Source organism: Fictibacillus phosphorivorans, from assembly GCF_001629705.1.
GTDB classification, from domain to species: Bacteria; Bacillota; Bacilli; order Bacillales; family Fictibacillaceae; genus Fictibacillus; species Fictibacillus phosphorivorans_A.
The window spans coordinates 586538-600087 of the sequence record NZ_CP015378.1 but is presented as its reverse complement, the minus strand read 5'-3'; the positions used below and the strand labels follow the sequence as shown (position 1 = coordinate 600087).

General features: G+C 39.1%; 17 protein-coding genes. 4 read left to right on the top strand and 13 right to left on the bottom strand.

Annotation, left to right across the window (positions count from 1 at the left end; genetic code table 11):
• Window positions 1-107: 107 nt before the first annotated feature.
• The 3 genes from ABE65_RS03175 to ABE65_RS03165 are packed head-to-tail and all read left to right on the top strand — an operon-like array spanning window position 108 to window position 2243.
• Window positions 108-428: an ArsR/SmtB family transcription factor gene (locus tag ABE65_RS03175; protein ID WP_066391258.1), complete on the top strand. Its 321-nt coding sequence runs from the start codon at window positions 108-110 to the stop codon at window positions 426-428.
• Window positions 429-466: 38 nt separating this feature from the next.
• The gene (locus ABE65_RS03170; RefSeq protein WP_419471043.1) at window positions 467-1759 is read left to right on the top strand and encodes an arsenic transporter; all 1293 of its coding nucleotides are present in this window, start codon (window positions 467-469) and stop codon (window positions 1757-1759) included.
• 22 nt (window positions 1760-1781) lie between these two features.
• The gene (locus ABE65_RS03165) at window positions 1782-2243 is read left to right on the top strand and encodes an ArsI/CadI family heavy metal resistance metalloenzyme (RefSeq protein ID WP_416202845.1); all 462 of its coding nucleotides are present in this window, start codon (window positions 1782-1784) and stop codon (window positions 2241-2243) included.
• 49 nt (window positions 2244-2292) lie between these two features.
• On the opposite strand, the gene ABE65_RS21400 is transcribed toward ABE65_RS03165, so the two are convergent.
• Entirely contained in the window at window positions 2293-2493 is a 201-nt protein-coding gene (locus tag ABE65_RS21400) for a DUF2642 domain-containing protein (protein WP_269148775.1), read from the bottom strand.
• A 156-nt stretch (window positions 2494-2649) separates the two neighbouring features.
• On the opposite strand from ABE65_RS21400, the gene ABE65_RS03160 reads away from it, so the two are divergent.
• Window positions 2650-3237 (top strand): YitT family protein, encoded by a 588-nt coding sequence (locus ABE65_RS03160; protein ID WP_066391252.1) that lies wholly within the window; start codon window positions 2650-2652, stop codon window positions 3235-3237.
• A gap of 207 nt (window positions 3238-3444) precedes the next feature.
• Here ABE65_RS03160 and ABE65_RS03155 read toward each other — a convergent pair whose 3' ends face one another.
• The 12 genes from ABE65_RS03155 to ABE65_RS03100 form a co-directional block, all read right to left on the bottom strand.
• Complete coding sequence (locus ABE65_RS03155; protein ID WP_066391251.1) at window positions 3445-4224, bottom strand: sulfite exporter TauE/SafE family protein; 780 nt, start codon at window positions 4222-4224, stop codon at window positions 3445-3447.
• Between the two features lie 29 nt (window positions 4225-4253).
• Window positions 4254-4739: a DsrE/DsrF/DrsH-like family protein gene (locus ABE65_RS03150; RefSeq protein WP_066391250.1), complete on the bottom strand. Its 486-nt coding sequence runs from the start codon at window positions 4737-4739 to the stop codon at window positions 4254-4256.
• Between the two features lie 68 nt (window positions 4740-4807).
• Window positions 4808-5035 (bottom strand): sulfurtransferase TusA family protein, encoded by a 228-nt coding sequence (locus ABE65_RS03145; protein WP_066391249.1) that lies wholly within the window; start codon window positions 5033-5035, stop codon window positions 4808-4810.
• Window positions 5036-5072: 37 nt separating this feature from the next.
• The gene (locus ABE65_RS03140; RefSeq protein ID WP_066391248.1) at window positions 5073-6197 is read right to left on the bottom strand and encodes an MBL fold metallo-hydrolase; all 1125 of its coding nucleotides are present in this window, start codon (window positions 6195-6197) and stop codon (window positions 5073-5075) included.
• 41 nt (window positions 6198-6238) lie between these two features.
• On the bottom strand, window positions 6239-6805 hold the full coding sequence (locus ABE65_RS03135) for a sulfurtransferase TusA family protein (RefSeq protein WP_066391246.1): 567 nt from the start codon (window positions 6803-6805) through the stop codon (window positions 6239-6241).
• 14 nt (window positions 6806-6819) lie between these two features.
• Complete coding sequence (locus ABE65_RS03130; protein ID WP_066391244.1) at window positions 6820-7128, bottom strand: rhodanese-like domain-containing protein; 309 nt, start codon at window positions 7126-7128, stop codon at window positions 6820-6822.
• Window positions 7129-7311: 183 nt separating this feature from the next.
• Complete coding sequence (locus tag ABE65_RS03125) at window positions 7312-7575, bottom strand: metal-sensitive transcriptional regulator (RefSeq protein ID WP_066391242.1); 264 nt, start codon at window positions 7573-7575, stop codon at window positions 7312-7314.
• A gap of 114 nt (window positions 7576-7689) precedes the next feature.
• The gene (locus ABE65_RS03120; RefSeq protein WP_066391240.1) at window positions 7690-9438 is read right to left on the bottom strand and encodes a phospho-sugar mutase; all 1749 of its coding nucleotides are present in this window, start codon (window positions 9436-9438) and stop codon (window positions 7690-7692) included.
• Between the two features lie 232 nt (window positions 9439-9670).
• The gene (locus ABE65_RS03115; protein WP_066391238.1) at window positions 9671-11221 is read right to left on the bottom strand and encodes a bifunctional GNAT family N-acetyltransferase/carbon-nitrogen hydrolase family protein; all 1551 of its coding nucleotides are present in this window, start codon (window positions 11219-11221) and stop codon (window positions 9671-9673) included.
• Window positions 11222-11252: 31 nt separating this feature from the next.
• Entirely contained in the window at window positions 11253-11648 is a 396-nt protein-coding gene (locus tag ABE65_RS03110) for a VOC family protein (RefSeq protein ID WP_066391236.1), read from the bottom strand.
• Between the two features lie 10 nt (window positions 11649-11658).
• Window positions 11659-12321, bottom strand: a complete 663-nt coding sequence (locus ABE65_RS03105) for an HAD family hydrolase (RefSeq protein WP_066391235.1) — start codon at window positions 12319-12321, stop codon at window positions 11659-11661.
• Between the two features lie 74 nt (window positions 12322-12395).
• Window positions 12396-13250 (bottom strand): ComEC/Rec2 family competence protein, encoded by an 855-nt coding sequence (locus tag ABE65_RS03100; RefSeq protein WP_066391234.1) that lies wholly within the window; start codon window positions 13248-13250, stop codon window positions 12396-12398.
• Window positions 13251-13550 lie beyond the last annotated feature (300 nt).

The window sequence follows — 13550 nt, the reverse complement described above, 5'->3', positions numbered from 1 at the left end:
TTCGAGACCATCATAATATAAGTATATCCTTATATCAATATTTATTTATATATTCTTTGACATTTCATATAAACATATGGTTATATACTAATGAGGTGAAGTCAATTATGGAACTTGATCAGTTAACAGAATGTTATAAAGCAATGGCAGATAAAACACGATTAAATATTTTAGCTTTACTCCGCCACGAAGAATTATGTGTTTGTGAGTTAGTTGATATCTTAAAAATGACACAGCCTAGTATCTCACAGCATTTAAGAAAATTAAAGCAAGCTAAACTCGTTAAAGAACGACGTAACAGCCAATGGATCTTCTACTCCATCGATGGAGAGATCTATCCATTCATTAAAGCAAATTTAGAAGCCCTGCCTGATATGTCAGCTAAGATTGAAGAGTTAAAAGCTTCAGGTGGAAAAGTTTGTTGCTAACTTAGAACTACATAAATGGGGGGATTTTTATGGACAGCATGGCGTTAATAGCCTTCGCTGTATTTTTAGTGACGATTATTTTTGTGATCTGGCAGCCACGCGGGCTTTCTATTGGATGGTCAGCGACCGTTGGAGCCATCATTGCACTTTTGCTCGGTGTAGTTTCACTAGATGATGTGTGGACGGTTACCGGTATTGTTTGGAATGCTACATTAGCATTTGTAGCGATTATCCTAATTTCTATTATATTAGATGAGATCGGTTTCTTCGAATGGTCCGCCCTACATATGGCACGACTTGCAGGTGGAAACGGCAAGAAAATGTTCGCCTATGTCATTCTGCTTGGAGCTGCAGTTTCTGCCTTTTTTGCAAATGATGGTGCAGCATTAATTCTGACTCCTATCGTACTAGCTCAAGTTCGGGCATTGAAATTAAAAGAAACCATGATATTACCGTTTATTATGGCAAGTGGGTTTATTGCAGATACCACATCATTACCGCTTGTTGTCTCAAACTTAGTAAATATCGTATCTGCAGATTTCTTTAACATCGGTTTCGTTGAATATGCAAGCCGTATGATCGTGCCGAACTTCTTTTCACTGTTCGCTAGTATGCTTGTTTTGTTCCTCTTCTTTAGAAAAGATATTCCGAAGAACTATGATCTTTCTCAGTTAAAGCAACCAAGAGAAGCCATTCGAGATGAGAAGATGTTCAAGCTTTCATGGATCATATTAGCTGTTCTATTAATCGGGTACTTAACGAGTGAATTTATTGGCGTTCCTGTTTCATTTATTGCAGGAGCTGCAGCTCTTTTCTTTATCATCGTCGCTCGAAAAAGTCCTGCGATACACACAAAGAAAGTAATCAAGGATGCACCTTGGACTGTAGTTGTCTTTTCTATTGGTATGTATGTGGTCGTTTATGGTCTTCGTAATGCAGGACTTACAGATCTGCTCGGCAGCTGGATTCAAATTATCGCTGATCAAGGATTGTTCGCTGCTACAATTGGAATGGGTTTCTTGGCGGCTATATTATCATCTGTTATGAACAACATGCCAACGGTTATGATCGATGCACTAGCAATACAGGGAACGGAAACATCAGGAGTTATTCGTGAAGCATTGATCTACGCGAATGTTATTGGATCTGATTTAGGACCAAAGATTACACCGATTGGTTCACTAGCCACTCTTTTATGGCTGCATGTCTTATCGAAAAAAGGTGTGAAAATCACTTGGGGCTACTATTTCAAAGTCGGAATCATCTTGACTGTCCCAACACTTTTCATAACGCTTACCGGCCTTTACTTATGGCTATTGCTAATATCTTAATTCAGAGGGAGAGATCACGATGATTCAACGAATGCATGTCGCAGTTAATTGTTCAGACTTAGAAAAATCTCTAGAATTCTATAAAAGTTTTTTCGGTACGGACCCGACAAAAGTAAAAGAGAACTACGCGAAATTTGAGCTTGATCAACCCGCTCTTCACTTTTCATTGAATGAACGTCCCTTTTCAAAAGATGGAGTCCTAAATCATCTAGGTTTCCAGGTTAATAACACAGAAGATGTTCTAGCTATGGGAGAAAGACTTAGAGAATCAGGATTGCTCTTAATCGATGAGATGGATACAACCTGCTGTTACGCCGTTCAAGATAAAGTGTGGGTATATGATCCCGACGGAAACGCTTGGGAGATTTTCTATACAAAGGAAGACTCTGAATTTGAATCCGCTGGTGATGCACGAGATTTGTCTTTATGCTGTGCACCCCCTCAACAACCTCAACCGATCACGCTAGGTTTTACAAAAAAATAAAGAAAAAATCCCTCTGCACAATTTTAGGTGCGAGGGATTTTTATTATGATCAAATGGTGGATATAGCAACGATTTCATCAATACGAATTAAGATCTGATCCCAATAGTTATGGCTATCGCTCATCACACATAGCGTAATGTAATCTCTTTCAACTGCTCTAAGTCTGCCTTCGTAAGAATGATTTGTTGTATCCACCACAACCTGCCTCTCCAAAAGACACTTTGCTTCTCTTCTGAAGTTCTTCAACACCAATCACCTTCCCTATTTTGCACTGCAAGCAAGGGGCTTTCTATACTATTACATGCACAAAAAAGAAAAGAGACACGGACAAACACCCTGTGCAGATGACTATTCTTGTACAACCAAGCATATTATGTAGAAATAATCTTAGACAGGGTGAATGCCATGTTTGAACGGACGATAGCGATTTTCTTAGGAAGCGTATTACTTGGCATAGGCATTAATGGTTTCATTGTTCCCTTTCACCTTCTCGACGGAGGAATGATCGGCATTAGTCTTCTCGTAAAATATGTGTGGGGTTATAAAGTCGGGCTTACAATCATTATTCTAAGCATTCCAATCTATTTAATAGCTTGGAAACTAGAGCGTCGATATTTCATAAACAGCATTCATGGCTTACTCGTATCGTCATTGATCATTGATTTATTATCTCCTCTAAGAGGTGTGTTTTCCGTTTCTGTTATGGAAGGTTCTGTGATTGGAGGGTTGTTCATCGGTACAGGTATCGGTTGGATGTTGCGTCATGAAACGAGTACAGGTGGTACGGATCTAATTGCTCTTTTCCTTTCCCGGTGGTTTTCCATTAATGTTGGGATGGTTATCTTTTTAATCGATGCTGCCGTCATCATTGCTGGTCTTTATGTGATGGGAGAAGGCATTCTCTTCTATTCACTCGTAACGATCCTTTCTGTCGGATTCGCAACCATGACGATGACACTGATCCGGTCGATCAATTTCTATAGAAGCATCTAGGGGGACTGACCCCTTACAATTTATTTCCCGCTTCATTTTGTTCTTCGACAGCTATGCATATACTCCATAACATATAGCCGAAGTCGCCCCTTTCCACTTGTTAGATAATCAATCACACTATTTCCTATCGTACAAATAAAAGCAGGACCTGAAGTATCAGTAAAATACTTCAGGTCCTGCTTTCTTCTCTACTCAACTAGTTTAATTTCAACCAAGGATATCTAGCCATATCTTGATAGACGTAGCAACAATCAGTGCTGCTAAGATAAATTGAAGAATTTTTGTATTTATCTTTTTACCAAACTGCGCCCCAAGTGGAGAAGCGATTAAACTAGCTACTACCATAATCACCGCCGGCCATAGTAAAACTTGACCTGTCGTAATCTTGCCAACCGTAGCACCGATTGACGAAATAAACGTAATGGCAAGTGATGTAGCAATCGTCATTCGCGTTGGTATCTTTAGGACGACTAACATGATCGGTACAAGGATAAATGCACCTGCTGCCCCTACGATACCCGCTGCTACACCAACGACAAATGCTAGAACTGCAGCAAGCCATTTATTAAACTTAACTTGATCTAATGGAATGTCATCGATCCCTTTTTTAGGAATCAACATCATGATAGCGGCTAATGTAGCTAGTACAGCATAAACGATATTGATCTGCCCTTCTGACATGGCTTCTGAACCAAATCCACCAATGAAACTTCCTACTAGGATGGCACTACCCATATATATGATCAATGTCTTGTTCAGATAACCGCCTTTACGATACGCCCAAACGCCACCTATCGTTGCAAAGAATACTTGAACCGCACTGATCCCTGATACTTCATGAGCAGAATATGCTGTGAAGCCGAGCATCGCTGGAATATAGAGAAGCATTGGATACTTGATGATGGATCCGCCGATACCTACCATTCCAGATATAAAAGAACCTATAAAGCCAATTAGAAAGATTGTAATTATGAACCCTAATTCCATGACTTCACCTCCCCTAAAACTGATGTTTCTTAAATAAACAAGTTAATCTTAGATTCATCTGCATCAGCTAGGTATGAAGCAACTCCTGCATAATCCAGTCCATCAATAAGTTCCTCTTTCGTAATACCCATGACATCCATTGACATCGTACAAGCAACCATCTTAACATCTAAGTCTTGCGCCATTTCAATTAATTCTTTTAGTGTTACGATGTTTTTCTTCTTCATCGTATACTTCATCATCTTCGCGCCTAAACCACCATAGTTCATTTTTGAGATACCTAACTTTTCAGGTCCTTGCGGCATCATTTTTGCAAACATTTTATCCATGAATGTTTTCTTTACGTTCACGTATTCTTCTTTTCTTAAGATGTTTAATCCCCAGAATGTAAAAAACATCGTTACTTGTTTCCCCATTGCAGCTGCACCTGTAGCGATAATAAAACTTGCCATCGCCTTATCAAGGTCACCACTAAATACGACCATAGTTGATTTATCTTGTGTTTGTTGTTCCATCGTTGAACGCTCCTTTTTAATCAGATACCTATACCTCTATAGGTATCTGATTGCATAAATTTTTTTTGTTAACCTTTTTGGATATAAAACTTAAATACACCGTCTTCTTCTTTATGCTCTAATAATTTATGACCAGAAGATTTAGACCATGCAGATAAGTCATTAACAGCTCCCTTATCTGTTGCTAATACTTCTAAAATGTCTCCACTTGCAAGTGTGTCCATCGCTTTCTTTGTTTTCACGATCGGCATCGGGCAAGATAAACCTTTTGTGTCTAAAGTTTGAGTTACGTTCATTTGTAAAACCTCCAGATAATTTTTATTTGTATTTTAGTTATTCAGTGATTGCACAGCGGTTTGGACCAATTTCCATCTCTCGCTGTTCATCCGTTGTAGGGTCGATTTTCCCCATATTCGTTTGGCGAATTTCTTGATATGCATTTGGCTGTGGCGGTAAGTTTTCCGTTACAGCTCTTCGGAACTCATCTTCGCTCTTAATGTTTAATCCTTCGTTCTTTTCAAAAAGATCTCCAAGTGGAGCAGAAACCGCACCCTTTTCATCCAATTCGCTGATCTTTCCAAAGTGAGCAGGTAACACGACTAGATCTTTAGATAAGGTGTTGTACTTGTTATAAAGTGAATCACGTAAATCACTAACCCAGTCTTCTGCGCTACCGGCAAGATCTGGACGTCCGATTGAATCAACGAATAGAATATCTCCAGAAAGCAAGAATTGTCCGTCAACAATCATAGAAGTACTTCCAATCGTATGTCCTGGCGTATATAAAGGTTGAATCTCAATCTTTGTGTTTCCAATCGTAATATCTTTTCCTTCTTCTAATTCAGCAAAAGAGAAGGTCACTTCCTCAGCATCTTTTGGTGGTAACCAATAAGTTGCACCTGTCTTTTCTGCCAGTTTACGTCCACCCGAAATATGGTCAGCATGAAGATGTGTGTCGATCATGTGCTTGATCTCAAGATTATTTTCACTTGCAAAATCTTCATACGCTTCGATTGTACGTGCGGAGTCGATAATTGCCGCCTCTCCGTTCGATTCTACAAGGTAAGAAAGACATCCCTTACCGATACGGTTGAATTGATAAATCGAGCCTCCATCTTTCAAATCTCCAAGCTTAACTGGCATCAGATACTCACTCCAAGACTTCATACCACCTTCTAGGTAATAAACGTCTTTAATCCCTGCTTCATCTAGCATCTCTGCTACCATGACAGAAGAGCCCTCTTTAGCACAAACAACCAGAACTTCTTCTTTTGGAAGATCTTCTAATACATCTTCAACCCCATCGATCAAATCAAAATAAGGACGGTTAATGGTTTTAATTCCTTTCCCTTCAATCTTCCAATCTTTATAATCCCCTTCATTACGAACATCTAGAATGAACATGTTCCCATCAACCACTCGTTTTGCCACTTCTTTAGCTGATAATGCTTTTATCATTTCTAAAATACCTCCCTAGGTATATTTAAAGTTAAAATTTTTTATTCAGTTGGCCCGTTCCATTCCACCATACCAGGTAATACATTTTTAACACGACTAAACCCGTGTTCAGCTAGCATTTGAGCTGCCATATCACTTCTTGATCCTGTACGGCAAATAACATGAATCTCTTTGTTTTTATCAAGTGTATCTAATTTACTTTCGAGCTCTCCCAATGGAATAGATACTGCCCCAGGTATACGTTTGAACGCATACTCTGCCGGTTCTCTAACATCTAGAAGAACCATATCGTCTTTATCTTCGCTTAAGACTTTTTCTAATTCTTCGTTTTGAATCGTATGTTCAAACTTCGCTGCTTCTTTTACTTCACCAGGATTTGATTTTCGTAAATAGTGTTTCAGAACATCTCCATCTTCTTTTGTACCTAGATATTGATTTCCTGTATTTCTTGCCCATCCTTGAATATCAGCCAATGAACCTTTATCTGTTGCTTGAACTTCAATTACTTGACCTGCCTCAAGCTGATCCATCGCTTTCTTCGTGCGAACGATCGGCAGGGGGCATGATAAACCTTTACAGTCTAAAACGTGATCCACTTTAATACTCATTTAAAACCCTCCATTTATTTAATAGTTGTTTTGCCCTTCCAAGAAAGCATACCGCCTGACATGTTAACCACATTAAATTGGTTTGAAGCTAGAATCGCACATGCTTTTTCGCTTCTTTTACCAGAACGGCAAACCATGATGTACTCTTTATTCAGATCTAACTCATGCGTTCGTTCAGGCATTTCTCCAAGTGGAATATGTGTTGCTGTCGGAATCATACCTTGAGCAACTTCATCGTTTTCCCGAACATCAATGATGTTTAATGGATTATCGCTTTCTAATAATCGTTCTACTTCTTTTGGTTCAATCGTCTTACTAGACACAATTGATTTCTCCCTTCCACAATATATACTTATACCCGTATAGGTATATAAAATAGCAAAAAAATATTTGATTAACTTCAAACTAAAACCTTACTTATTAAGAAGATTAAACTCCAAAATACCCATAGGGGTATATTAAATGATAAAAGGAAATCTGTCAACAGTCATACTACTGACAGATATTTATCGGCTTTTCACTAAAAGTTGTACAGCTTCTTTTACAATATCAGAGTTCATTTCTTCTCCGCTTTCCATTTGTTCACGTAAACATTGTTCCAGGTTGGTGCCTACGATTAATCCAATCGTACGATCAATCGCTGTACGGGATGCGGATAATTGAGTGATAACGGATTTACAATCTTGTTCTTCTTCTAGCATACGCAATACTCCACGTATTTGCCCCTCAATTCTTTTCAAACGATTCTTCATTTCTTGGGTGTATTCCATTTCAGCACCTCCTCTTAAAATACCTATAGGGGTATATTACAACCATTTAAGATTAATGTCAACTCAAAGGAATGAATATGGCTGCAAGTGGATGACTTGCAGCCCTAGTTCCTATTATTGTGCCACTTTTTGCATTCTTTCATGAACTAAATCCATTACGGATTGTTTTAGATCTGTTAATGCTTCATCTGCTTTCTTGTGTGAATCCGCGTTAACACCAAAATAAAACTTCACTTTCGGTTCTGTTCCTGATGGTCTTACGCAGAACCAAGAACCATCTGCCAATTGATATTTAAGTACATTTGATTTTGGAAGATGGATATCACTCTTTTCGTCTTTCACTACATCGTACTGAACGCTCGCTTTATAGTCTTCAGAAACCATTAACTTTTGACCGTTCACTTCAAGAGGCATCTCAGCTCTAAAGCTTGCTAGTAAGTTTTCGATCTGTTCAGCTCCAGATTTCCCTTTTAATGTTAATGACTCTAGGCCTTCTTTATAAAACCCATGTTTCTTGTAAACATCATCTAAAGCATCAAAAAGTGTTTTTCCTTGTTTTTTGTAATAAGCCGCCATTTCAGCTCCCATCAAACAAGCTTGAACAGCATCCTTGTCACGCACAAAATCCCCGATTAAAGAACCATAGCTTTCTTCATATCCGAAAATGAACGTATGTTTTCCGCTTTTTTCATATTCTTTGATCTTTTCACCGATAAATTTAAAGCCTGTTAGCGTATCTTCACAAGTTAAACCGTATGATTCAGCAATTACACGTCCAAGTTCTGAGGTTACGATTGTTTTAAAGATGATTCCTTTCGAGCATAAGCTACCCTTCTCTTCACGTTGAGAGAGGATGTATTCAATCATGAGTGCACCTGTCTGGTTCCCTGTAAGAATCTCATATTCACCTTTATTGTTCTTAGCCGCAATACCTACTCGGTCTGCGTCAGGGTCTGTTGCCATTAAAATATCAGCATCGGTTTCTTGTCCGTACTTAATTGCTAACTCAAATGCAGCATGCTCTTCTGGATTAGGAAATTTTACTGTTGAGAAGTTCGGGTCTGGCTGTTCTTGTTCTTTCACGACTGTAATATTCGTAAAACCTAACTGTTGCAGTCCTTCTCTTACAGGAATGTTTGCCGTTCCGTGAAGTGGGGTGAAAACGATGCTTAAGTCATGCATCTCTTTGATCACTTCACGATTCAAACTAATCTTTAATAGTTGCTCCATGTAAGCTTTATCGATTTCTTCACCAACAACTTGGATCAACCCTTCACTTTTGAGTTCCTCTTCAGGTCTTACACTAATAGAAAGTTCGTCTTCAACAGCATTTACTTTTCCGATCACTTCATCAGCCTCTGCTGGTGGCAGCTGTCCGCCATCTGGACCATATACTTTGTATCCGTTGTATTCTGGTGGGTTATGGCTTGCTGTGATGACAATCCCAGAATATGCTTTAAGGTATCTTACAGCAAATGATAACTCTGGTGTTGGTCTCAAGCTTTCGAACACATAAGCTTGAATACCTTGAGATGCTAATGTTTTCGCCGCTTCCATCGCGAACTCTGGTGATTGATGACGTGAATCGTATGCAATCGCAACACCGCGCTTCTTAGCCTTCTCACCTTGATCTTCAATAAAATGAGCCAGCCCTAATGAAGCTTTACGAACCGTGTACGTGTTCATTCGATTTGTACCAGGTCCTATTTCTCCACGCATACCACCTGTTCCAAATTCTAAATTCTTATAAAAGCAGTCTTCAAGTGCTGTCCTGTTTTCCTTGATTTCCTCTAATGCAGCCTTTAATGGTTGTTCGAGTTCTTCGTTCCCTACCCATTTCTCGTATGTTGTCTCCCAGGACATAGTACTGCCTCCTTATGTTATATAAAATGAATGCACTTTGTTTTTAGTTAGTTTCGATATGAATCGAGCTTTTCCTGCCCTATCTATTAAATACGGCCTTTATTATACCGCTTTCACCAGAAAAAATAAAATCTCGCTCATAATTCCTATTCCCCACTGACAAGGTTCGTGATATTTCCCGAGAAATAGAAAAAAAGCGGCAAGCTATCTATCGCTTACCGCTCTTGTCATCTTATTTACTTTTATCTTTTTGAACAACGCTATAGAGATCTAATCTTCTATCTCTAAGAAGAGTTACACTTCCTGTTTTACGTTGTCTTCTTAAAATCTCTAAATCCACATCACCTACAACGACTGTCTCAATGTTCGGGTGACATTCCCCAACGATTCCGTCTCTTGGGAACGAAAAATCAGAAGGAGTAAAGATACCAGACTGTGCATACTGAATGTCCATGTTTTCTACTTGCGATAAGTTCCCAACCGTTCCTGCGATTGCTGTATAGATCTCATTTTCAATCGCACGTGCCTGCGAACAATATCGAACGCGAAGATACCCTTGGCGATCTTCCGTACAGAAAGGTGTGAAGATAATCTTTGCACCTTGATCGGTTACAATCCGGGAAAGTTCAGGGAATTCAATATCATAACAGATTAGAATCGCTACTTTACCGCAATCTGTATCAAATACTTGTACTTTATCACCAGCTGTAATTCCCCACCATTTTCGTTCGTTCGGTGTGATATGAATTTTGTACTGCTTATCAATCGTTCCATCTCTTCGGAATAAATAAGCCACGTTATAGATATCGCCGTCTTCTTCAACAAAGTGTGAGCCACCGATGATGTTCACGTTATAACGTACTGCAAGATTCGTAAAGAGTTCGATGTATTGCTCTGTAAATTCGGTTAGCTTACGAATGGCTAAGCTAGGACTCTTCTCCTCACAGAACGATAACAGCTGTGTAGTAAGAAGCTCTGGAAACACAGCGAAATCTGAGCCTTGATCAGATGCAACATCTGTATAATATTCAACTTGCGTCGCAAAATCTTCGAAGGAGCTTATGGTTTTCATCATATATTGAATCGTGGTGATACGAACAGGCTCACTCGTTTTAAAATACTTTTTCGTTTTATTCGGAATGTAGTCAACATTGTTCCATTCCATTAGTGTCGCATACGCATTTGATTGTTTATCATCAGGCAGATAGCTCTTATTCAAACGCATCACAGTAAAACCGTTCATCAATTGAAAGGTTAGGACCGGATCATAAATGTTATGCTGAATGACCTCTCTCACATATTCGCGAGGCGTCATTTCTTTAGCATGTTTATGATAGTTTGGAATTCTACCGCCTAGAATGATACTTTTAAGGTTCTTCTGCTCTGCTAGCTCTTTACGTGCTTCATATAGTCGGGCACCAATCTTCATTCGTCGGTATTCTGGGTGCACCATCACTTCGATACCGTATAGGTTAAACCCTTCTGGATCATGATTCGTAATATAGCCTTTATCTGTAATCTCATCCCATGTATGCTTATCATCATACTCATCAAAATTAACCATTAAGCTTGAGCAGCTTCCAACAATTTTTCCTTCATACGTTACACAAAATTGTCCTTCTGGAAAGATACGAAGATGACTTTCTAGTTGCTCACGTTCCCAAGGCTCCATGTTTCCTGGAAAACAAATCTGCTGAAGTTCTAAAATTTCATCAATATCTTCAAACTCAATGTTACGTAGTTCTATTTTTTTCTCGAATTTTGAAACATCAATTTCACTCATTTTATCCACTCCTCTAACTAACTTACTTTGCTTACTTCCAATTCTTCATCCGTTCTTGAAGGCTTCCAGTGAAGAACTCTATTACATTTCTATCCGGATCGATAAAACTAACTGTGTTTCCCCCGCCTCTTTGTATCGGTCCTCTCGTGATTTCAACCTTTTGTTCACGCAGCAACTGAACTGCTTTAGGAAAATGTTCTTCAGAAACTGTAAATGCAACATGATCAACCCCTATTTGATTTTTATCTATAGGTTTTGCATTAACCATTTCTATCAGACACAGCCAAACTCCCCCGACGTCTAAGTATATATCTGTATTCCCTTTATGAACGATTTTAGCACCTAGTATGTTCCTATAAAATGTTTTGGAACTCTCTATGTTAGAAACTCGAATCGTAATATGATTGATTCCTTGCACGTTAACCATATTGGTTTCTTTACCCTTTTTTCTCTGCCTGCTGAATGAGTGATGCAAGATTTAACTCTGCTAAAGATCCCATCTGATGATCCACATCGCTAAATGCCATATGTTTTGTAACAGGATTAGGAATGGCCACACAATATAATCCTGCTCTTTTTGCTGCCATTGATCCATTTACAGAGTCTTCAAAAGCGATCGCTTCATGAGGCTTTACATGTAAGCCTTTAACCGCTTCAAGATATAACGCGGGATCTGGTTTTACTCTTTCAACATCATCGGCTGTTTTAATCACTTCAAAATGATGCTTCAATCCAATTCGATCTAAATGCTCTTCTACCCATTTTCGCGAAGAACTTGATGCTAGGCCAACCTTTAATCCTAGTTCTTTTGCAGCTTCAAGGTAATCTATAATTCCCGGAAGTTCCCGTTGTTCTGCTATCAAAGCAAGTGCACGTTCCGTCTTTTTGGCTCGTAGGACTTCATGATCAAGCTTTTGATCGATCTGTCTCTCTAAATATTCGTAAGGATTAAAATCAGAATGGGTACCGATGCATTCTCCCCACACTTCGAGCGGCAGATCGCTTCCATGTTCCTGATACAACTCTTGAAAAGCGTTGTAATGCTGTGTTTCCGTATCCAGAATCGTTCCATCAAAATCAAACACCAATGCCTTGATCACGGTTAACCATCCCCATCTTGAGCGTTTTATACTATTTTCTTAAATTTTTCTAAAAGACGCAAGAAAACCGATTATTAATGAAGGACATTCGTTCTAAACAAAATCTTCTTTCCGTTGCTAGTAGCGATAATTGCTCCAAGCTGATCTGTTCGATAGACTGTCATCTTTCGGTTCTCTAAACGATACATCACTTCTTTCGAGGGGAACTGATAGGGGTTATTCCTGCCGACCGAAATCACAGCTGTTTTCGCTTTGACTTTTTTCAAGAATTCCATCGTCGTTCCCGTATTAGCCCCATGATGACCCAATTTGATTACATCTGCTTTAACCCCACCACGTTTCAATATCTCCTTTTCTTCTTCAGCACCTGCATCTGCCATCAGAAGAAAATTCTTTTTGCCATGCTTGATCTTAATAACAGCTGAGTAATCATTGATGTGCTTATAATACGAACCCTTAGGGGCCAGCATTTCAACCTTTACAGAAAAGCCCATCTTAAAATTCACACCTGCTTTTGCGCGATCAACCGGTATTTGTTTTTCGTTGATCACACGAAAAAGATCATGATAATATTTTGTATCGTATGGGAGGTTCGGCATGTACAGTACACTCACAGGGAACGCTCTTATCACATCATCTAAAGAACCGATATGATCGTGATGAGGATGAGTAGCTACAACGATATCCAGATGCGTAACGCCTTCTTTTTCTAGATAAGAGATGATCTTATCTCCGTCATGTTCATCTCCACCATCGATAAGCATCGTTTGTCCATTTGGTGCTTTTATAAGAATACAGTCGGCTTGGCCAACGTCTAAAAAGTGGATCGTCAACGGATCAAACCAGTCCGCTCGAGCTTCTTGAGGAATTATCGTTAACACGAGCATGAAGCTTAGACAGAACACGGCTAACTTGTTAATGGTTTTCAAATCTCCCACCCCTTTACATTCATTTTTCGTCCATAATGCGTAACCTTAGTTATATGTAATTTTATTGAATTCAACAACAAAACCCGCTATCCAATACATGGATGCGGGCGATTTGTTTTTTATGAATAGTTGTTTTCTAAAAGCTTATCCGTAATAGAATCTTGCTAGAAATTCTTCTACTTTTAGAAAAGGTCATTTCTAAAAACTCATTTATTTTAGTACTTCATCAAGAAGTTGATTGGAGTGTAGGATGCGAGACTCCTGCGGGACAGGTGGGCAGGTGAGACACTTAAGAGTGAA

Coding starts and splice junctions, on each gene's coding strand:
- ABE65_RS03145 (WP_066391249.1), bottom strand. CDS start 5,035: ATGAACGTAACTCAAACTTTAGACACAAAAGGTTTATCTTGCCCGATG.
- ABE65_RS03170 (WP_419471043.1), top strand. CDS start 467: ATGGCGTTAATAGCCTTCGCTGTATTTTTAGTGACGATTATTTTTGTG.
- ABE65_RS03150 (WP_066391250.1), bottom strand. CDS start 4,739: ATGGAACAACAAACACAAGATAAATCAACTATGGTCGTATTTAGTGGT.
- ABE65_RS03110 (WP_066391236.1), bottom strand. CDS start 11,648: ATGGTTAACGTGCAAGGAATCAATCATATTACGATTCGAGTTTCTAAC.
- ABE65_RS03175 (WP_066391258.1), top strand. CDS start 108: ATGGAACTTGATCAGTTAACAGAATGTTATAAAGCAATGGCAGATAAA.
- ABE65_RS03155 (WP_066391251.1), bottom strand. CDS start 4,224: ATGGAATTAGGGTTCATAATTACAATCTTTCTAATTGGCTTTATAGGT.
- ABE65_RS03115 (WP_066391238.1), bottom strand. CDS start 11,221: ATGAGTGAAATTGATGTTTCAAAATTCGAGAAAAAAATAGAACTACGT.
- ABE65_RS03125 (WP_066391242.1), bottom strand. CDS start 7,575: ATGGAATACACCCAAGAAATGAAGAATCGTTTGAAAAGAATTGAGGGG.
- ABE65_RS03160 (WP_066391252.1), top strand. CDS start 2,650: ATGTTTGAACGGACGATAGCGATTTTCTTAGGAAGCGTATTACTTGGC.
- ABE65_RS03120 (WP_066391240.1), bottom strand. CDS start 9,438: ATGTCCTGGGAGACAACATACGAGAAATGGGTAGGGAACGAAGAACTC.
- ABE65_RS03135 (WP_066391246.1), bottom strand. CDS start 6,805: ATGAGTATTAAAGTGGATCACGTTTTAGACTGTAAAGGTTTATCATGC.
- ABE65_RS03140 (WP_066391248.1), bottom strand. CDS start 6,197: ATGATAAAAGCATTATCAGCTAAAGAAGTGGCAAAACGAGTGGTTGAT.